The sequence below is a fragment of the Priestia sp. BR_2 genome (assembly GCF_041954005.1).
Classification (GTDB): domain Bacteria; phylum Bacillota; class Bacilli; order Paenibacillales; family Paenibacillaceae; genus Paenibacillus_AQ; species Paenibacillus_AQ lautus_A.
This window is the reverse complement of sequence record NZ_JAVFHM010000154.1, coordinates 13792-34181: the sequence shown is the minus strand read 5'-3', so window position 1 is coordinate 34181 and position 20390 is coordinate 13792. Positions and strand designations below refer to the sequence as shown.

Here is a 20390-nt window from a genome sequence, read left to right as displayed (position 1 = left end):
GAACGGCTTATCTGTCCCATGCGGTGGCAACCTCTTCCTTGAGCTCCTTCAGCAGCTCTTCCTTGTCATCCCGGTAAAACATGTTATAGGTGTCGAACGGGATCATCCGCCCGTCGGGATGCACGATATGCACGCAGGATTTCTTGACGGACCGGACATCGAAGTTATGGGCATCCAGGAACTGCATGATAATGACCCGGAAGACGTTGTCGTACGTAATCTGCTCCGGCACGGCGGCCAGCGGCAGGCAGCAGAGCAGGCTCTTCAGGGAAAGCGCCGAGGATTGCGGCGAGTGGCCCGTCGACAGCAGCTCAAACATTTTGCCCCGGATGACCGGGTCTTGTTCGAATACAATCGTGTTGCTGTCGCCTTCAAGCAGGATTTCCGGGTCGATCATCCGCGTCAGCGGCAGCACTTCCCCGCCCAGCTTCAACGCATAACCCATGGCGAGGCAATCCGGGTGGCAGGGCACCGGCAGAATGTCCGCGTCCGTAAACACTCCGGACTGGTCGATGATCATCCGCCGGACTTCGCTTACGGTCAGCCGATCGGTTGCCGGATCATACCCCTCCAGCCGTCCCGCCGCCTGAATCGGCTGAATGGTGACGCCGCGCACCGCCTTTTGCTGAAGCCCATACTGAATGATGTCGCCGATTTCGCCGTCATTTAGCCCTTTTTTCAGCGTGACGACCAACGTCGTGGAGATGTTGAATTCATTCAGGTGCTCGATGGCCTGCCGGCGGATGCGCCGCAGGTCGGCCCCTCTCAGCTCCTTCAGCACATGTTCCTCAAAGCTGTCGAACTGCAGGTAAATCTCGAAGCCGGGCATATACTCGGCCAGCCTTCGCGCAAAATCGCGGTCCTGGGCGATGCGGATGCCGTTCGTGTTCACCATGATATGCTTGATGGGACGGCTTTTGCACATATCCAGGATGTCGAAGAAATCCGGGTGCGTCGTCGGCTCGCCGCCGCTGATCTGCACGATGTCAGGCTCCCCCTCGTTCTCCACGATCCGGTCGAGCATGAATTCGATCTGTGCCAGCGACCGGTAGGAGGTGCGGTGCGGCGACGATTCGGCGAAGCAGATCGGGCACTGCAGATTGCAGTGATCCGTAATCTCCAGCAGCGTGAGGCAGCTGTGCTGCTCATGGTCCGGACACAGTCCGCAGTCGTAAGGGCAGCCGTAACGGATCGGCGTATTCCAGACGAGCGGCATTTCGGACGGCTTGATGAACTTTCGCGTCTGATGGTAATACTCGGCCTCGGTTGCGATCAGCACTTTTTCCGGACCGTGCACGAGGCATCTTTTGAGCATATACACCATGCCGTTCTCCTCGATGATCTTGGCTTCCACTTTGCGATAACAGGTGGTGCATATGCTGTTCGTCAGTTCATGATACAGATAAGGCCGGTTTTTTGGCATAATCATACTCCTTTGGTCAGCTTGGAAGACGGGAATCCGACGTGAAGCGGCGAAGCCGGTTTCTGCCGCCGATCAGCCATGCGTAATAGATGAGGCCCGCGATGCAGGCCAGCTGGATATTGTTCAATCCCAGGTAAGGATGCGGCGTCGGCTTGATCCATTCGATCGCCAGGCGGAACAGCAGATACCCGGCCATGAACCATTGGAACATCCGCCCGGACACATAGCCCTCGTGAGTCGATCTGCCGCGGCTTTGGCGGTACAGCGGCACCAGCAGCAGGGCCAGCACGATCAGGAAGAGGATCTCGTACAGCTGAGTCGGGTGGCGATAGATCCCGTCTCCGAAATCCACGCCCGTGAACCAGGTTGTCGGCGTGCCATAGGTGTGGTCGTCGAGTCCGGTCAGAAAACAGCCGATTCGCCCAAGGCCCAGGCCCAGCATCAGCGGGTACACGAAATCATCGCCCGTGGAATGCTTCCAGCCCACCCAGCGTTTGGTCAGCTCGACGCCGATCAATCCGCCGAGAAGACCGCCGACAATCGTCTTGCCACCCCAGAGGAGATGGAATTGGCGCAGCTGTTCCCAAGTGGCCGCCGGATCCTCAAACCAGTACAGCAGCTTGGCCCCAACGGCAGCCCCGGCGATGATGCCGGCCAGAAGCTGCAGGCTCATCAGCTTTGTCATGCCGCTCGGCCGACGGGTCCATAAATATACCCGAAAACCGATAAAGTAGGCCAGCGATTCAAATAACACATGCGGATGAATCCGCCAGGAGCCCAGGTACAAATAAACAGGAAATTCCATCCGCCCACTCCTTGAATGAAAACTTGAGTTGAAAATAAGACCTTGTTCGAGTTCGAAACGCGTTCTTTAATAGGAAAACAGGATCGTTCCGCAAATCGCGAGCAGCAGCAGCGTAAGCCCGCCCAAGATGGCTAGTATGGAGACGATCACAGTCACCCATATGTTCCTGGATCGTCCGGGCATGCCGGGAGCGGGGGGCATTTCGCCGCAGCGGTAGCGGCAGCGGCCCGTCTCCGGATTATGGCATTCGTCGCACACCGGCTTCCCGCATCGCGTGCACTGCGCGGCGGCTGCCCTTTCGGGATGGTTCATGCAGCGGTAAAATTCCATCGAATCACCTCATTTGGCATTTAACCCTTATATTGCCTATTGTAAACGCTAACGGAGAATTAGACCACCACCTGCAAACGACAGATGGTCCTGGGGTGAATATTCATAAGACGTCATAAGATGCCGCCGTTTCCAATCGGAATCGCGGAAATAAAAAAAGGCAAGCCCTCTGACTCATTCAAAGCCAGCGCTTGCCCTTCCATTCTTGCGGTTCGATGGGTCAGCTCGTGGGTGCATCCTGCCAAACATTAAACTTGTTGCCGTCGGGATCCTTGAATTTGAACTGCAATCCGCAGGAGCCGTGATCTACCAGCGGCTCGACCTGTGCTCCATTTTCCCGCAGCCGCTTATGCAGCTCCGTAATATTCTCGACCTCGAAGGTTAACGAGAACATCTCATAATTCTCCCCTTCCCATTGGTTGGTTATGAAGTTGGCTGTTCGGTTATCCAGTGTTTCCAGCAGGAATAACCACTGTCCGTCCCCTAAGATCAAGATGGCGCCTGTATCGTCGCATTTTCTCACCGTAAGGCCAAATAGCTCCGAGTACCATTTTACCGCCAGCGGAAGATTCCTTACCGGGAGATAATTGCAATGAACCTTCTTTAGCAGCGGCTTGTTCAAGGATTGGAGCTTGGGTGCTTCGTTTAATGGGTTGTCTATCGTCATTCGATTCACCTCCTGTTCAATGTGGTTTCAATATATAGACGATGGAACCGGACCGATTCCGTCACGGAGAGCCATTTTTTTATCAATTCGGTTCAATTGCATGATACTTATTGCCGTCGGGATCGTAGAATACCAGCAATTTGCCGAATAAAGCATCTTCCCGGATCGGCTCCATTCCAATCCCCTGTTGATGCAGCCGCTGCTCTAACTCCCCAACGCTCGCTGCTTCGAACGTGAGTACAGGCATGCTAGCCGGGGCGTGGCGCTGACACTCGAGCAAATACAATTCCTGTCCGGATTCCAGCACCGGATTGCCGTGCCTGCTGGTTCCCAGATGAAAATGCAGGATAAACCAGGCGGTGGCCTGCCCCTTATCCGTGACTGGAATATAGAAATGACCGGCTCGCTTAAGGACATGTTCCGAGACCTGCTGCTCGAAATCCCTCCCCAAACGATGAGTAAGGAAATAATGCTCGAAGTCACGGGCTAGATGCTGTTTCAAAACTTCTCTGGCACGTCGTATTCGGCTTTCAACCGCAGATACCGACATGTTAAGGAACTGTCCGATCTCTTTCATGGACCACTCGCTTAAGTAGTGCAGCACGACAACGGATTTACTCTTCTCCTCCAATCCCTGCAAGGCTCCCCAGACGGAATCATGGATCACATATTGTTCCAGCCATGGCGTGATATTGTCCGATGCTGGAGTCGTTTCGTGCAGGGGGAGAGCCTGCTTGCTTCGTTTGGCAAAATCGAGGCTGGTCCGGCGCGTTATCGCATACAGCCAGCTGCCCAGTTTCGCTGGATCGTTCAGCGTATGGAGGTTCCGATAGCACTTCAGAAATGCTTCCTGCACCGCATCCTGTGCCTCGTGGAAATCTCCCAGCACGCTGTACGCAACGGATAAAAGGGCGTTGGAATACTCGTTGACGATCATCCGGTAGGCATCAAAATCCCCCGCTTTGGCATCCTCGATCCGTTGATGGGTTAGCGGCGAATGTTCTTTCATTAGGACAGATCCTCCCACCGTGCCCACATCTTCTCCGGATTGAGCTCATACACCCCATTGTCCCGGAACATGAAGTGATGCATGATAAACTCCCTCCGGATCGTCGCAAAGTCTTCATGATACTCTTTGATAAACTCGTTCATTTCCTTCTCGCTGTACTTCCGTCCCTTCTCCAACCGGGATACCATATGCGTAAGCACGATGAGTTTCTTCTTCAGCTGGGCAGGGATGCTCTTCAGCTTCCCGTCGGAGGTGAAGAAGTTCTTGATCACGGAATCCCTCATCCGCCGTTCTTCTTCCTGCAAGCTTTCCGTTACGCCCTCGGACCGGACTCTTTGGTAAATCAGATTCTCCGTCGCTGTCGCATTGTTCTTTATAAAATAATCGTTCAGCGAAAAAAAGATCGTGTTCTTGTCCCTGCGTTCGTTGATGAGGCTCGCTTCCCGCAGCTTCGCCGCGTGGTGCGTAATCGTAGCCGGCGTGACGCCGATCTTCTCGGCCAGAAGCTGGCCGTTCATTTCGCCTTCCGCAAGCAGGATGAGCATCTTGATTCGGGTCGGGTCTGCGAGCGCCTTGTGATAACTGACCACTTTATCCAATTGCACGGTTATCGACTCAACTCCTTATACAAATTTAACATTCATCTAATTTATAGTTTGTTAAATCAGATGTTAAACCATCCGAATTACAAAGTAAACCTCCTTATGGAGAATGAAGGCCCTGGCACCATAAAAAACCCGCCCTTCTTCATGAAGGAACGGGTTTTTCGGATGTTGCGGCTCCACGTACGGAACACGGTTGCTCTGTTGCTGTCGACCTAGATATCAGCTAAGCCGCTTCTTACACTACCGCTGCGTCCACCCTGGACTGATCGGCATTCTGGCATCGCTTGCATACCTTCAGTGCCGTGCCGTCCGATTTGTTGGCGACGTAGAGAAGTTTGATGCGCGACGTGCTGCATACCGGGCATGTGCCGCGGCCGCGCGATGGCGTGTTCCATAGTGCGCGGCCCCGTTTTGTTTTGGCCATGGTTCATATCCCCTTTATTTCATAATCTCCAATGGTATTTCGAACCCATGCACGCAGCTTGCCACCGCCGCGATTATTCTTTGTTATGCGAAGCTCAATCCTTAGGATGGACAAGCCGGATATCCGTGCAACTCCATTATAGGGGACGGGCCGTCGCCAAATATAGGGAATAAATGCTTATGAAGTCTTTTTTACATACGCCTTCTTTCGTGGCTATGAATTCCATATCCGCTGGATCTCCGGTACATCTGAACGGAAGCTGAGCTTATACACGTCGGGATTGGAGAAAGCCTCCCACTCGTTGAAGCCGATCTGATTATCGTAATGCTTCAGCAGAAGCGAGATCAGATTGCCATGGGATACCATAACGGCATTTCGGCTTGAACTCTGCAGGACCTCATGGACTACGCTTACCGCACGATGCATGGCTGTACGACTTGACTCTCCGCCTTCAAAGCACAAGTCCAGATCCTCATAGGTTCTGCGCAGCATCTCCCGCCATTCTGGAGCATTCCGACCCGACAGTATTCGCTCGGTCAACCTCGCATCCAGCACAACGGCCACGCCTATGCGATCAGCCAAAGGTGTAATGGTGTCGTGAGCTCTGCGATAAGAACTTGAAACAATACGGTCAATCCCTTTGTCGTGCAGAAATTCAGCAAGTTCAAGCGATTGCTGAAGCCCCTGCTCGGTTAACGGAGCATCCGCCGCTTGTCCCTCCGCTTGGCAATGGCGTACGATGTATATTTTTTTCATGGGATCGGCACCTCCCTATAATCCAATATTGCGTTTGAGCCCTTGATAGCTTCCTGACTCCGGAAATCCGCGCTGAACGATCGTCGTAAACTTCTCGGAAAACCCGTGGTTTGCTAAATCTGCGATCGGGACCATGACCACATCGCCGATAGGATTGAGATCGAACTCATTCGTCGGGAGGCGGATTTCCCCCTCCAAGCGTTCCAGCAAAAACGTAATATGCAAAAGGGATGGCGATGAATCCGGCTTATCGCATAAATACAGAAGCTTGGTCACTTTTGTAACAAGCCCGGTCTCCTCTTCCATTTCCCGAATCATGGCTTCCTCCAGCGTTTCCCCTTGCTCTACCCTTCCTCCCGGAAGCGACCAGCCGCGTTCCGACGAAACGCTCTGTTTGACCAGCAGAATCCGTTCATCTTCGATCAAAATTCCGGTGACTCGAACCTGCAATAGGCTGCTCATACCCTTCCCCCGTTTCTTAGGATTTTGCTTTTCGAAAACCATGCTTATTTAAGCTTCCTTCGCGCCTCCTCCGCCCGCCGCACGCTCTCCATCGTCCACGGCGGCGTCTGGGGATGATCCCTAATTTCCGACGGCGTCATCCACTGCACCGAATCGACCTCGTCCGGGCTTTTGCAATACGGCGTTCCTCCATCATACTCGCATAAGAACACCATATTGATGACGGGACGGCCATCGCCCGTTACAAACGAAGAGCTGTAGACATATGTAACGTTTTCCTTCACCTCAACCCCGACTTCTTCGTAAAGCTCCCGCTTCACCGTGCGCTCCAGAATATCCGGCGTGCTGCCTTCCTTGTCGACCTTGCCCCCCGCGAACGAAAGCGTTCCTCCTGCGTTCTCTTCCTTCAAGCTGCGCGTTATCATCAGCCACTGCCCGTCCTTATGCACGGCACCTTCCACATTGACGATGAACATGTGCTTCCTCCCCTCCATAAACCTCTTCTATCTTACTTTATATGATCATACCATTGACTCTCACCTTACAGGAGACCTTAAAATAGGTTCCAGCATTGAATCTATAAGGAGGAATAATACCATGCCTAGCTCTATCCGCTGTCCGGACGTGGCGAAGCCACCGAAACTTAAAACACGCCCCAGTTATAAAACCGAGCGAAACGATGTGCTCCTCCTCGTCTCGCCCGGTTGCTTTTATTTTTCAGCCTGAAGACCTTAATCCTCGTCGTCTTCTTCCTCCACCTTCAAGATCCTTCCCGATTTCGCGAGGACCTCCACTTCGAACAGCCTGTTGTCGGAAGTCATAATAAAAATTTCATAGACCAGCACGCCATGCTCCAGCTCCATATCGACATGAACGATTTGGCCCGGCACGCGGGCCAACGCAATTTCTTGGGCCTGCTGCATGGAAACTCTCTGCCTGGTTACCCGCCCCGGTACGTGATAGTAATTGCCGTACATCGGAAATATCCCCTTTCAAATGAAAAAGTCGGCTCATGTACCATATGAAGGGGACCCAGGGTTGGTGCGATTCAACCTTGGCCGCCGTTTCATTTTTGCATCAAAGATTTTTTTGCCTTATTGATTCATGTCGTCTCTCCGTTATGGTACAGTACATCAAGATGGATGCAGGCTGTTATCCGAAGGAGGCGTCTATGAGCTATCACGGATCCGATTTTTACGACAACGACAAGAATTTCGAAAAATACATGGAACGGCGGCAGTGGCAGGAGAATGCCAACGATACGTTGGAAAAGCCCGTCATCCGGCAGCTGCTGGGGGATATCGCGGGCCTTCATGTATTGGACCTGGGGTGTGGGGATGCCGACTTCGGCGTGGAACTGCTTCAAGAGGGGTGTGCCTCCTATGCCGGAATCGAGGGCTCCCGCAACATGGTGGAAGCCGCTTCGAGCAGCCTGGCCGATTACAAGAACGGGACCGTTCAACACATGAGGATGGAGGATTACGCGTATTCGCGCGACACCTATGATGTAGTGCTCTCCAGGCTTGCCCTTCACTATCTGCAGGATATCGGGGGTATCTTTCGAAGCGTTCACCAGACCTTGAAGCCAGGCGGAAGGTTCATCTTCTCCGTCGAGCATCCCGTCATTACCTCCACGCTGCAGCCGTCCGGCACCAGAACGAATTGGGTGGTGGACAACTACTTCATCCAAGGCTACCGGGAGCAGCAATGGCTCGGCGGCACCGTTCATAAGTACCATCGAACCGTCGAGGATTACTTCCGGGCGATGCAGGAAGCCGGCTTTATCGTGGAGCACTTGAGGGAGTCCCATCCTATGCGAGAGTATTTTGTCAACGAGGAAACCTATGAGCGCAGGCGCAGAATTCCGTTGTTTCTGTTTCTTGCGGGGAAAAAGAGCGAGTAGCTCACTAGCGGCATCAAGAAAAAAAGCACCCTTCCACTTCACGAGTGGAGAAGGGTGCTTTTTATGTTTAATGGGTCGTCGGAAACGGCTGCATAATTCATGCGCATGGTGCGTGGTTTGGGGCATGCATGAATGGCTGTTGGCCATGATAAGAAGTCATCCCCCAATCGCCGCTTCCACTTATGAAGGTCTGCCGGCTCTGCTTCCCTTGTTGAATCCGCCGGACTTGCGTTTCCGGGCCTGGCCGTTGTTAGGTTTCGAAGCTGCTTCCGAACTCAGCTTTCGTGCCATCTCTGAATATGGATTCGTGATTGCTTCCGTCATGGGCTTACGCGCCGAGTTTGTCTTGGATTGGCGGGCGGCGTCCGTCTTCGGCTTATTTCCCGCGTCTTGTCTTGATTGGCGGGGTGCACCCGTCTTCGGGTTGCGTGCCGCGTCGGCCTTTGGTTTGCGGGCCGTATCCGCCTTCGGTTTAGCAGGTCTCGATGCAGCTGACTTGCCTTTGCCGGGCTTGGACGAGCCGGATTTTGGCGTCGGGTCCACCTTGGCGGCTCTTAACGCCCCGGACATCGGGAAGTCATGGTCCTTCACTTCCGGAATGGACTTTCCGATTAGCTTCTCGATATCCCGAAGAAAAGGAACCTCGTCCACTTCGCAGAACGATATCGCCGTCCCGCTCAGTCCCGCGCGCCCCGTGCGCCCAATCCGGTGCACATACGTTTCCGGAATGTTCGGGAGGTTGAAGTTAATGACATGCGACAGCTCGTCGATGTCGATCCCGCGCGCGGCGATATCCGTTGCCACCAGGACGCGGGTCGCCCCGCTTTTGAAATTGTTGAGCGCCGTCTGGCGGCTGGTTTGCGATTTGTCGCCGTGAATGGCCTGAGCCGTAATATTCACCTTGTTCAGACCGCGCGCAACCCGGTCAGCTCCCCGCTTCGTACGGGTAAAGACCAATGCCGACACGATGGACGGGTCCTTCATCAGCTCATTCAATTGCTGCTGCTTATTCCCGGTTTCCAGCAGGTACACCGATTGCTCGATCCGTTCGGCCGTAGAGGAGACCGGCGTGATCTCGACTTTTACGGGATTGTGCAGCAAGGTTTGGACAAGCTGGGTGATTTCCGCAGGCATCGTGGCCGAGAAGAACAGCGTTTGTTTTTTGCTCGGCATTTTGGCGATGATTCGCTTCACGTCATGGATGAAGCCCATATCCAGCATCCGGTCGGCCTCATCCAGCACCAAAATCCCCACATGCTGCAAATCGACGTGCTTCTGATTTATGAGATCCAGCAGTCTGCCTGGCGTAGCAATCAGAATGTCCGCTCCTTGCTGAAGCGCGCGTTCCTGCGTCTTCTGCGAAACGCCGCCAACAATGGCCGTCGAACGCAGCTTGGTGAACTGGCTGTAAGCTTTGACGTTATCCGAAATTTGCAGGGCAAGCTCCCGGGTCGGCGACAACACCAATGCGCGAATGCGGCGCCCCATGCCCGGTTTAGGGGGTTGCTGATTCAACAGCTGGATCATCGGCACCGAAAAAGCGGCGGTCTTCCCGGTTCCGGTCTGGGCGCAGCCCAGCAAATCTCTGCCGGCCAGCACAGCCGGGATCGCCTGAGCCTGAATCGGCGTCGGCGCTTTGTAATTCTCCTTGGCCAAAGCCTTGAGAATGACAGGGGATATATTTAAATCTTCAAATGTCATGGGATCTCCTTTATGGTGAATATCTATATTTACGTCATAACATATAACGATACCACAGATGGGCATAAAAAAAGAAGCGGAATTTTCCTCCGCCTCCCCTTTAAGCCCCAAACCGCTGCCGATATCCGCATTTTCTGCATAATTCCTCAACCGCTTCCCGGCGCGAAAATCCGTCCACGAGGTTGTTCGCCCGCTCCCCATCCACGATGTCCGAGAAGGGCTTCTGATGAAGGTTGCCCAAGTTGATGACCCCTTCCCCGTCCAGACAGCAAGGCACGACCGTCCCGTCTACAAGAATGGCCGCCTGACTGCGCAGCGCGTGGCAGAAGCCCTTGCCGTCATCCTCCGGGGCAGACAAGCTCGGCCACTGGAACTCATAATCCTGGTTCAGGTAGACGCGTTCGGCTACCCTTACGCCACCGCCGGGTTCAACCTTTTCCTCGATGCGGTAGTCCAAATTGAATTCCTGCTCCAACATTTCAAGCGTCTGGCGGTTTCGGCTCTTCTCCAGGTTCGTTTGGTTGTCCTGCGTTAGGTTCCACAGGCGGAACGAGAAGATGACCTTATGTTCCTCCGCATCCCGCACAAAAGAGAGGATGTCCCGCAAATATCCTTCACGGTCCGTGGAGCCGACATGTCCGTCAAAGCTGTGGAGCGAGAAGTTCATCTGTCTCAACGCCGGCTTGCCCAGCAGCTTATGCCGGTTCTTCGCGATCAACGTGCCGTTGGTCGTGATATTGACCTTGAACCCCTTCTCATGGCTGATATCCAGCAGCTCGTCGATCTTCGGATGAAGCAGCGGCTCTCCCTTCACATGCAGATAAATGTAACTCGTGTGCGGCTTGATCTCATCCAATCTTCTCGCAAAGTCCTCCACTTTAATGAAGTTGGCCTTGCGCTCCGTCGGCGGACAGAACGTGCAGGCCAAATTACAAATGCTCGTGATTTCTATGTAAACTTTCTTAAACGTCTTCAAGATGTTATCCCCAATCCCATGTCTATGATCGTATGACGATTTGCCAGCTTGCTCGCTTGCCAATCCTTCACATCGTACCATAGGCTGGCATTTACAGCTACAGCTATAAATGCGATCTGAGGCCATTCTAATATATAGGGAAAGAAGAGGGAGTACCCTCTTCTTTCGTTTTTGCTCTAATTATTGATGTTATGTTCATCGTTTATGTTAGAATGCGTCACTCATCAGCATCAAGCACACTCAGAATATCTTCAAGCGTCATGGATCTTATCGTAATGGAAGTACTCGGGGAGTCTCGTTTGGATGAGACTTATAACCCTGATCGACAGGACGAGCTTCTGCTGAAGGAGCTACAACTGGGTTTCCTTCACTCTCAACGATTACCTCCGAAGGGGCAGCTTCCGTTGGAGGAGCTATAACATTGCTACCTTCATTCTTACCTTCAGCCACAGGACGTGCTTCTGTTGGATAATCCACGACATTGTCTCCTTCTTTCTCAACTACAGCTGCAGGACGAGCCTCTGTTGGATAATCCACGACATTGCTTCCTTCAGCGACAGCCACAAGACGAGCTTCTTCTGGATAAGCTACAACATCGTCTCCTTCATTCTCAGGGGCAGCTTCAGGACGAGCTTCTTTGGGATAATCTACAACATGGTTTCCATTATTCTCAACTAGGACTTCAGAGGATACCGCTCTTGGGGCCGCTTCTGTTGGTTGAGCTTCAGCATGACCAGCCTCAATGATTTTAGGCGTATTGCTAGAAGCCCATGCCGCTGCTGACGTGCTAATTACAGCTACCAAAAACACCCCTGTTAACGTGAGATACATTGTTTTCTTTTTTTGTTTCTTTACATTCAGCATCATCATTAATCTCCTTTTCAATTGTTTGCCGTCACCGGATAAGGAGGCAATAAATTGCACGGGTAAATTCCTTGACCCTGCCATGACGCTTAAAATCGTCTCCCCATAGCGTTTCCGCTCGGCATAGGACATCTCTTTTACGACTTCTTCATCACAAGACAGCTCGCTCCATACATGAAGGTCCTTGCGAAGAATGTGCACCAAAGGGTTAAACCAATGTAGGGCGCTTGCTCCGAGCGTGAACGCTTTGACCCATAAATCTTTCCGTTTCAGATGGATCAACTCATGACGGATTACCATGTCCATGTTAACGGTATTCTCTATAGGGAGATAAATGGTAGGTTTCCATAGGCCGACAAGAACAGGGCTCCGAATGATGGAGCTGTGGGCAAGCCCGACGCTGCTTTTCACACCGAGGGCTTCCTTGATGAAGGAAAGCTGTTTCGCTGCTTCGCTGCTTATCGGAACGGTGACACGCGAATGTTCTAATTTCTTTAAAAATCTGCGATAACAATACATCTGCCATGCAGCAAAAGCTATAGCGCCGAGTGCCCATAAGACAATAAGGGGCAGGGCTACGTTTACTGAAATGGTCTTTGCCGGAATGAGCGGCTCCAAACCAGTCCCTGAATATGGACCGGGCAGCGCATGTTGCTCAGTTGAAGGCAACTCGTTCACAATGGGAACGGTTGCTGTTGCACTAAATGTAAAAAGCGGCGAGATCCACTGAATACCAAGGACGACGGGTAAAAGATAAAAGACTACTGCCATTTTGCCAATTCCATAGCGCCACTTTGTAGGAAAGGTATTGACGAATACGATCCGCAGTACAAGAATGCAGGCTACAACGGCACTTCCGGCAACGGTAAGGGTCAACAGCAATTCAAGAATAGTATTCATAAGCACCCCTACTTTTGCGAGAACCATTGCTTCAGCTCTGCAATATCTTCATCTGAAAGCTTTTCGCCGTCATACAAAGCCGAAATTAGGTTTTTAACCGAGCCTTGATATAATCCGTCCAGGACGTGCTGCGCTTCCATCAGCTTATAATCTTCAGGCGAAATGCGCGGCGTATATTTATTGGTCCGTCCATCCCTCGCAGCCGTAAGTGCCCCTTTGTCCACCAAACGCGACAGGAAGGTGGAAATGGTTTGTGCCTTCCATTCTCTTCCTCTCTGGGCAAACAGTGCGAGCAATTCGGTGGATGTGACAGGCGGCGTACACTCCCAAATCACCTCCATGAGCTCCATTTCAGTATCCGATAATTTTTGAACCTGGTTCACGGTGAACACCTCTTTACGTCGTTATGCGTCCATAACGAACTTATTACTACGCGATGTAGTGATTATAACCTACTACACCACGTAGTGGTATGTCAAGCCAAGGGAATTGAAGTTTACTGCTGCATAGAACTTATATGTAAAATGAAAGAACCGCGCAGGAGCGCGGTTCTTTGTCCAACCATAAAGCAAATAATTCAGGGCACACCGGATTCACCAGGCCCCCTTATTTTTACTCGTACAGATGGTAGTTTAACGCCGTTTATTTTGAATCGTTGTCGTCATTTTCTGCAGCCTCGCCAGCTTTGTTACCCAATGCTGCGCCTGCGATACCACCGGCAATCGTGCCGATCGGACCCAGAATGGAACCTACAGCAGCACCCACGACGCCGCCGCCCGCGGTTCCGATAGCTTCTCCAGCGTCAACGCCCATGTTGGTCGTGTCGCGGTCAGAATCAGCCTTATGATTACGATCGTTTTTATTAGCCATCCATCTCACTCCTTCGAAATTTGTGACAGGAACAGCTCCATCTTACCGGACGTTGTTCCAAACCATATCTTGCCCTAACGTATCTAAAAGAATTCTTTAAAATATGCCGGTTCGGATTCCTTTCTAATCGAAAATAGGTTGCGAATTTTAGACGATGTTTGCGGATTATGGGATTATGTAAACGGTACCAAGCTTGCTACAATGAACATGCAATTACGAAACGAACATTTGCTCAAGGGGGATTATTCATGAAAAAGCTGTCGATTTTACTGTTAACCTGCGTGCTCATTATAGGGGCGCTGAGCGGTTGTGCAAGCAGCGAGTCCGATTCGGGTTCGTCGAATAAGCTCGTGATCTACAGTCCAAACAGCGAGGAGATCATCAAAACCATCATTCCGATGTTCGAGAAGCAGACCGGGATCACGGTTGAGCTTGTAACGGCTGGCACCGGAGAAATTATTAAGCGCTTACAGTCCGAGAAGCAGAACCCGTACGCTGACGTAATGTTCGGCGGTTCCATGGCCGGCTTCCGCGAAAACGAAGCTTTATACGAGCCTTACGTATCGCCTGAAGACAAGAATTTAATGGAAGGACACCGCAATACGTCGGGCTTCGCTACCCCTTATATCTCGGATGGCAGCGTGCTGCTCGTGAACAAAAACCTGATCGGCGATATCAAAATCGAAGGTTATGCGGATTTGCTGAACCCGCAGCTTAAAGGGAAAATTGCTTCCGCCGACCCGGCAAGCTCCAGCTCCGCTTTCGCACAGTTAACGAACATGCTGAAAGCCATGGGCGGCGATTATGAGAGTGAGCAGGGCTGGAATTATGTCGGTCAACTGATCGAGAACCTGGACGGCAAAATCGCCAGCGGTTCCGGCGCCGTCCACAAAAGCGTGGCGGACGGAGAATACGTAGTCGGCCTTACTTACGAAGACCCTTCCAGCACCTATGTAAAGAACGGCGCACCGGTAGAAATCGTGTATCCGAAAGAAGGCGCCGTATTCCTGGATGCGGGATCCGCCATCATCAAAGATGCGCCGCACATGGACAACGCCAAGAAATTCATCGACTTCATCCTGTCCCAAGAAGCGCAGGATGCGTTCGGCACGCAATTAACGAACCGCCCGCTTCGCCAGGATACCAAGCTTGGCGACCACATGAAGCCTTATGAAGAGATCCACATGATCGATGAAGACACGGACTACGTCAGCGCGCATAAATCCGAGATCGTTGAGCGTTATGTCGATTTGTTCACTAGCGTTAAATAAACTATAGAATCAGGTGACAACCATGAGCGTAACCATAACCATTCAAGACTTAATCAAAAAATACGGCGACACAACCGTCATTCCCGAGCTGTCCCTGGAGATCAAGAAGGGTGAATTCTTCACCCTTCTAGGGCCTTCCGGGTGCGGCAAGACGACACTGCTGCGCATGATTGCCGGCTTCAACAGCATTGAAGGCGGAACCATACATTTTAACGAGCGCGTCATTAACCAGGTGGAACCGGGCAAACGGAATATCGGGATGGTTTTTCAGAGCTATGCGATCTTCCCTCACCTAACCGTCAAAGGAAACATCGCGTTCGGGCTGGAGAATCGGAAATTATCGAAGGCAGAGATTAACGCCAAGGTCGATGACATCCTTAAGGTCGTTCAGATCGAGCCCTATAAAGACCGCATGCCGAAGAACCTGTCCGGCGGCCAGCAGCAGCGCGTTGCGCTAGCCAGAGCCATCGTCATCCGGCCGGACGTCCTGCTGATGGATGAGCCTCTGTCCAACCTGGATGCCAAGCTTCGGGTCGACATGCGTAACGCGATTAAAGACATTCAGCGGGAGGTCGGAATTACCACCGTCTACGTCACGCACGATCAGGAGGAAGCCATGGCGGTTTCCGACCGCATCGCGGTCATGAAATCCGGCGTGATTCAGCATCTGGGAACGCCGCAGGAGATTTACCAGCGTCCTGCAAACGTATTCGTTGCAACCTTTATCGGTCGGACCAACATTCTTGAGGGCAATATAACAAAATCCGCAGGCAGCTATGCCCTGGCATTCGGCTCCGGCTATTCGGAAGAGATGACGAACATCGAGGTGCCGAAGTCAGATGCCAAGGCTGATACGCTAAACGTTCAAATCTCGGTTCGGCCGGAAGAGTTCATATTAACCGAGGACCAGACCGGCATGAAAGCAACGATCGTACACAGCGTATTTTTGGGGCAGAACACCCATTATTTTGTGGATTTGGCATCCGGTCAACGCGTGGAGATTACGCAGGAATCGAAAACGTCACAGATCCTCGAGCCGGGTCAAGACATCTATCTCAAGGTGAAAAAAGATAAAATTAATGTCTATGATGCGGCCGGCGAACTGAACTATACAAGGGGCGTCCGGCTATGAGAGAGACGCGCAAACGATTTGATGTCTGGACCAACATTTCGTTACTGATCTTTGTGTTCTATATTCTGTTTCTGGCCCTGCCATTGTTTACGATGCTGTTCAAGAGTGTGTACAATGGCACGACAGGCGATTTTTCCCTTGCCTATTTCACGAAGTTTTTCAGTAAGCCCTACTATTTGAACGCCCTCTTCAACAGCGTTAAGGTGACCGTCAGCGTAACCTTGCTTGCCGCGATTATCGCAACGCCGCTGGCTTATATTATGGCTACGGTGAAGATCAAAGGCAGCTCGGCCATTCGCGTACTGATTCTGATCTCGTCGATGTCGGCTCCGTTCATTGGCGCTTACTCCTGGATCCTACTGCTCGGAAGAAGCGGCGTCATTACGAAATTCGTCAGCAGCACATTCGGCATTACGATGCCGGATATCTACGGATTTACGGGGATCTTAGTCGTCTTAACCTTGCAGATGGTCCCTCTGATCTTCATGTATGTATCAGGCGCACTCAAGAATATGGACCAATCGCTGATGGAAGCTGCCGAGAGCATGGGCTATACAGGCTTAGCCAAAATGCGCAAAGTGCTTCTCCCGCTTATTACGCCAACCTTGCTGGCAGGCGGCCTGCTCGTCTTCATGCGCGCGCTTGCCGATTTTGGTACGCCGATGCTGATCGGCGAGGGATATAAAACCGTGCCCGTGCTGATCTTTAACGAGTTCATCAGTGAGGTCGGCGGCGATGACGGCTTTGCGGCGGCGATCAGCGTCATTGTCGTTCTGTTCGCCACCACGATATTCCTGCTGCAAAAATTCGTAGCCAATCGCAAATCCTTTACGATGAGCGCACTGCATCCGATCGAAGCCAAGAAGAAGAAGGGCGTCGGCAATATCGCGGCTCATACGGTTATCTATCTGTATACGTTAATCGCGCTGCTGCCGCAGCTCTATGTCATCTATACTTCGTTCCTGAAATCCAACGGCAGAATTTTCGTTGAAGGGTTCTCGCTCCAAAGCTACCGGGATGCTTTCAGTAATATTGGCGGCGTCATTCTGAACACGTTCTTCCTGGCTATCGTGTCGCTGGTCGTCATCATTCTGTTAGCGATACTGATTGCTTACGTAACCGTTCGAAGAAAGAATGCGTTGACGAATACGCTGGATATCTTCACCATGTTCCCGTATATCGTTCCCGGCTCCATACTGGGGATCGCCCTATTGATCACGTTCAACAATAAACCGCTGGCGTTAAGCGGGACGGCCGTCATCATGATCATCTCGTTTGTCATCCGGCGCCTGCCCTATACGATACGATCCAGCGCAGCCATTCTGCATCAGATTAACGACGGGATCGAAGAAGCGGCGATCAGCCTGGGCGCTTCCCAGATGAAGACGTTCTTCAGGATTACGCTTCCGATGATGCTGGCAGGCGTCGTCTCCGGCGCGATCCTGAGCTGGATTACCATCATTACCGAATTAAGCACTTCGATCATTCTATATACAGGCAAAACCAAGACCGTCACGGTCGCCATATACACCGAGGTCATTCGCGGGAACTACGGCGTGGCGGCAGCGCTCTCCACGATTCTTACCGTCATTACGGTCGTGTCGCTGCTCGTTTTCCTGAAGCTTTCCGGACAAAAGGAAGTTTCCATGTAAATGTAATGTAATCATAACGTAGACCTACATCCAAGCCGGCGCCTGCAGCATGCAGGGCCGCTTGGATGTATTTGGATTATCTGCGGTTAACCGCGAGTCAGTATAATAGGATCGAGGTTCTTATCGCAGATGGAGGGCAGCATGAAACCAACACCTTATCGTAATTTCAAGGAATCCACCCGTCATTTGTTTCGCGTCTATACGATGATCCCCTTCTCCATCTTAATCGTATTGTTCTTGGCGTTCACGATTATGAACGGGCGTTTGAACTTAACCCAAAAAACGACCGAAGCCGCCCAGTCCATCAGCCAGTCCATATCCGGCGTATATCGGCAGTATGATGAGGAGATTCATCGGATGGCCGAATCTCCCACCGTAATCAACTATGTAAGCTCCCATCTGGGCAGCGAACAAGTATATTCCGAGTTCTATGATTTCAACAATCGACAGAAGATCAAAAGTATTTTTCATATCGTCAATACCGATGGCGTCTTCCTGGCCAGTTCAGCCCCTGCGGATGCGCTGTACTCCAATTTTGCCTTCGGCAACCTCATTCACCGGATTGAACAGCGGCCCGGCGACACGCTAACCGAAATGAACAGCTTCCGCTATTCGCATGACCGCGATACGAGCTACACGTTCGGCAAAGCCATCGTGAAGGACCAGCAGACGATAGGCTATATCATCTATCAGCTGTACGAATCGGACATCCAGAAGGTGATTTTCGAGCAAAATAATGAAATCGCCCTGATCACCGATGAACACAACACCATTATTGCCACGACAAGCAATGTGACCAAAGGCGTGCTCAATAAATTCAACCCCAAGGTCGATAACAAGGGACATGTTCTGCTGAACGGGGGCAAGTACTACAAATATTCCAAACGAATTCCTGGCACGCCGATCCAAGTCATTACGCTGAATTCCTACAAATCGGAGCAGTACACCTATTATACGGTTTCTTTCTTTGTCCTTGCGGCCAGCCTGCTGCTCTGGGTCTTGATCCAGTTCCTGGCGAACAAAATGTCGGCGCGCAATTCCGAATCGATCGATAAACTCATACACGCTTTAGCCCAGCTGCGCGAAGGGAACTTCAACGGCTATGTCGACATTCAGACGAATGACGAGTTTCAAATACTCGGCAATGAGTACAACGTGATGCTGGATCGGCTGAAAGAATTGATCGAGAAAAACAAAGAGCTGTCGGAGCTCCGCACGATTATCGAGGTGAAGCAGCTGCAATCGCAGTTCCATCCGCATTTTATTTTTAATGTGCTCGAAACGCTGCGCTATGCCATTAAGATTGACGCGAATCAAGCCCAGGAGATCGTGCTGATCCTATCCCGATTGCTTCGATACAGCATCGGACATGACCGCAGCGTCCAGCTGAAGAATGACATGAATTATGTCCGGGATTACCTGAAGCTGCAGCAAATCCGGTTCAATGACCGGCTGGACTATCGGATTACCGTAGCCGAGGAAACGCTGGATGTGTACGTCCCCAAGCTTCTGCTGCAGCCGATTATCGAAAACGCTATCAAATATGGGTATGAGAATCAAAGTGATGTGCTGATCGAGATTAACATCCACACCTCCGCCGGCAAGCTCATTCTCGAGGTTCGCGACAACGGGCAAGGCATGAGTAAAGAGAGACTGCAGGAAGTGAACCGGATTCTGCAAAGCCAGACAAACACGACGCAGCATATCGGGCTGTACAACGTTCATCGCCGTTTGGTGCTTCTATATGGCGAAGCGTCCGGCATCCACATTGACAGCACGCAAGGAACAGGCACCTGTGTCGTCCTTACGATTCCTTACGAATGGAGTGAATATCATGTTTAAAGTACTGCTGGTCGAAGATGAGGATATGATTCGCCGGGGCATCCGGTTCAGCATCGATTGGGTTCAATACGATTGCATCGTCATTGAAGAAGGACTTAACGGACAGGACGGCTACGAGAAGATCTGCGAGCTGAGGCCTGATATCGTCATAACCGACATCACCATGCCGATCATGGACGGCATCTCGATGATTCGGGAAGGACTGCGCCAGCATACCTTCAGCAGCATCATTATCTCCGGTTATAATGAATTCCACCTGGCGCAGCAGGCACTCCAGTTAGGCGTCACCGAATTCCTGGTGAAGCCCTTAGAGGATGAGCAGCTGGTAACGGCACTCGAATCAGCCAAAGCCAAAGTGGATTTAATCCGCAAATATGAAGTAATTTCGAATCATCCGCAGGAAAAAGAAGAGATTTTGAACAGCAAATTTCTGGAGAAGGAAACCAAAACCTCGAAATACGTGTCCAAAATGATCGCCTATGTACAGGAGAACTATGCCAAGAAGATCAGCATTCATGACCTCGTGGAAGAGCTCGGCTTAAGCGCCTATTACCTGAACCAGAAGTTCAAGGCGGAGACAAGCTATACCTTCAATGAATTTCTTAACCGTTACCGCATCCAGAAATCGATCGAGTTACTGAAGTCAGGCGACAACAAGGTCTACACCATCGCGCAGGATATCGGATTCAGTGATTACAAGTATTTTATCAGCATCTTCAAGAAGTACGCCCACGTCACGCCGAGCCAGTATCAGGAATATTTCGAGGAGAAGAATGGATAGAACGGGGAATCTGGTTA

22 protein-coding genes are annotated in these 20390 nt (G+C 51.6%); 6 read left to right on the top strand and 16 right to left on the bottom strand.

Translation table 11 applies throughout. From position 1 onward, the window contains the following. Positions 1 to 7: 7 nt before the first annotated feature. The 11 genes from RB298_RS06980 to RB298_RS06930 all read right to left on the bottom strand — a co-directional run bounded on the left by RB298_RS06980 (position 8) and on the right by RB298_RS06930 (position 7458). A complete protein-coding gene (locus RB298_RS06980) occupies positions 8 to 1423 on the bottom strand; it encodes a radical SAM protein (protein WP_192569583.1) in 1416 nt (471 codons plus the stop codon). Between the two features lie 16 nt (positions 1424 to 1439). Next, entirely contained in the window at positions 1440 to 2228 is a 789-nt protein-coding gene (locus RB298_RS06975) for a prolipoprotein diacylglyceryl transferase (protein WP_486046528.1), read from the bottom strand. 66 nt (positions 2229 to 2294) lie between these two features. Next, positions 2295 to 2558 carry a hypothetical protein gene (locus RB298_RS06970; protein WP_009593178.1) on the bottom strand — a complete coding sequence of 88 codons (264 nt, stop codon included), beginning with the start codon at positions 2556 to 2558 and terminating at the stop codon, positions 2295 to 2297. A 220-nt stretch (positions 2559 to 2778) separates the two neighbouring features. Continuing rightward, positions 2779 to 3225: a VOC family protein gene (locus tag RB298_RS06965; RefSeq protein WP_096775082.1), complete on the bottom strand. Its 447-nt coding sequence runs from the start codon at positions 3223 to 3225 to the stop codon at positions 2779 to 2781. An 82-nt stretch (positions 3226 to 3307) separates the two neighbouring features. Then, a complete protein-coding gene (locus RB298_RS06960) occupies positions 3308 to 4234 on the bottom strand; it encodes a sigma-70 family RNA polymerase sigma factor (RefSeq protein WP_192569586.1) in 927 nt (308 codons plus the stop codon). Continuing rightward, positions 4234 to 4839 (bottom strand): DUF2087 domain-containing protein, encoded by a 606-nt coding sequence (locus RB298_RS06955; RefSeq protein ID WP_096775080.1) that lies wholly within the window; start codon positions 4837 to 4839, stop codon positions 4234 to 4236. The genes RB298_RS06960 and RB298_RS06955 overlap by 1 nt, the downstream gene beginning before the upstream one ends. A gap of 235 nt (positions 4840 to 5074) precedes the next feature. After that, on the bottom strand, positions 5075 to 5263 hold the full coding sequence (locus RB298_RS06950) for a hypothetical protein (protein ID WP_096775079.1): 189 nt from the start codon (positions 5261 to 5263) through the stop codon (positions 5075 to 5077). 213 nt (positions 5264 to 5476) lie between these two features. Next, positions 5477 to 6019 (bottom strand): histidine phosphatase family protein, encoded by a 543-nt coding sequence (locus RB298_RS06945; protein WP_096775078.1) that lies wholly within the window; start codon positions 6017 to 6019, stop codon positions 5477 to 5479. A gap of 15 nt (positions 6020 to 6034) precedes the next feature. Then, positions 6035 to 6481, bottom strand: coding sequence for an NUDIX hydrolase (locus tag RB298_RS06940; RefSeq protein WP_375120805.1), 447 nt, complete (start codon positions 6479 to 6481; stop codon positions 6035 to 6037). Positions 6482 to 6525: 44 nt separating this feature from the next. Continuing rightward, positions 6526 to 6957, bottom strand: a complete 432-nt coding sequence (locus tag RB298_RS06935; protein ID WP_486046524.1) for an NUDIX hydrolase — start codon at positions 6955 to 6957, stop codon at positions 6526 to 6528. Positions 6958 to 7212: 255 nt separating this feature from the next. Beyond that, on the bottom strand, positions 7213 to 7458 hold the full coding sequence (locus RB298_RS06930) for a PepSY domain-containing protein (RefSeq protein WP_096775075.1): 246 nt from the start codon (positions 7456 to 7458) through the stop codon (positions 7213 to 7215). 194 nt (positions 7459 to 7652) lie between these two features. Between RB298_RS06930 and RB298_RS06925 the strand changes: the two genes are divergently transcribed. Next, entirely contained in the window at positions 7653 to 8384 is a 732-nt protein-coding gene (locus tag RB298_RS06925) for a class I SAM-dependent methyltransferase (RefSeq protein WP_096775074.1), read from the top strand. 180 nt (positions 8385 to 8564) lie between these two features. Here the strand turns inward: RB298_RS06925 and RB298_RS06920 are convergent, their stop codons facing one another. From RB298_RS06920 to RB298_RS06900, 5 genes are all read right to left on the bottom strand, one after another. Next, positions 8565 to 10085: a DEAD/DEAH box helicase gene (locus tag RB298_RS06920; RefSeq protein WP_096775073.1), complete on the bottom strand. Its 1521-nt coding sequence runs from the start codon at positions 10083 to 10085 to the stop codon at positions 8565 to 8567. A gap of 100 nt (positions 10086 to 10185) precedes the next feature. Then, complete coding sequence (locus tag RB298_RS06915; RefSeq protein ID WP_096775072.1) at positions 10186 to 11061, bottom strand: radical SAM/SPASM domain-containing protein; 876 nt, start codon at positions 11059 to 11061, stop codon at positions 10186 to 10188. A 267-nt stretch (positions 11062 to 11328) separates the two neighbouring features. Continuing rightward, positions 11329 to 12825, bottom strand: a complete 1497-nt coding sequence (locus tag RB298_RS06910) for a M56 family metallopeptidase (RefSeq protein WP_096775071.1) — start codon at positions 12823 to 12825, stop codon at positions 11329 to 11331. 8 nt (positions 12826 to 12833) lie between these two features. Continuing rightward, the gene (locus tag RB298_RS06905) at positions 12834 to 13208 is read right to left on the bottom strand and encodes a BlaI/MecI/CopY family transcriptional regulator (protein ID WP_036661746.1); all 375 of its coding nucleotides are present in this window, start codon (positions 13206 to 13208) and stop codon (positions 12834 to 12836) included. Between the two features lie 259 nt (positions 13209 to 13467). Next, on the bottom strand, positions 13468 to 13695 hold the full coding sequence (locus RB298_RS06900) for a glycine zipper domain-containing protein (RefSeq protein WP_009592272.1): 228 nt from the start codon (positions 13693 to 13695) through the stop codon (positions 13468 to 13470). A gap of 248 nt (positions 13696 to 13943) precedes the next feature. Here RB298_RS06900 and RB298_RS06895 point away from each other — a divergent pair, with 248 nt between their 5' ends. The 5 genes from RB298_RS06895 (at position 13944) to RB298_RS06875 (ending at position 20373) form a co-directional block, all read left to right on the top strand. Next, the gene (locus RB298_RS06895; RefSeq protein WP_012819234.1) at positions 13944 to 14966 is read left to right on the top strand and encodes an ABC transporter substrate-binding protein; all 1023 of its coding nucleotides are present in this window, start codon (positions 13944 to 13946) and stop codon (positions 14964 to 14966) included. Between the two features lie 22 nt (positions 14967 to 14988). After that, positions 14989 to 16098: an ABC transporter ATP-binding protein gene (locus RB298_RS06890; RefSeq protein ID WP_213580353.1), complete on the top strand. Its 1110-nt coding sequence runs from the start codon at positions 14989 to 14991 to the stop codon at positions 16096 to 16098. Continuing rightward, positions 16095 to 17750 carry an ABC transporter permease gene (locus RB298_RS06885; protein ID WP_486046519.1) on the top strand — a complete coding sequence of 552 codons (1656 nt, stop codon included), beginning with the start codon at positions 16095 to 16097 and terminating at the stop codon, positions 17748 to 17750. The genes RB298_RS06890 and RB298_RS06885 overlap by 4 nt, the downstream gene beginning before the upstream one ends. Before the next feature lie 141 nt (positions 17751 to 17891). Then, positions 17892 to 19592, top strand: a complete 1701-nt coding sequence (locus tag RB298_RS06880; RefSeq protein ID WP_192569597.1) for a sensor histidine kinase — start codon at positions 17892 to 17894, stop codon at positions 19590 to 19592. Beyond that, entirely contained in the window at positions 19585 to 20373 is a 789-nt protein-coding gene (locus tag RB298_RS06875) for a response regulator transcription factor (protein ID WP_096775067.1), read from the top strand. Before RB298_RS06880 ends, RB298_RS06875 begins: the two co-directional genes overlap by 8 nt. The last annotated feature ends 17 nt before the right edge of the window (positions 20374 to 20390 follow it).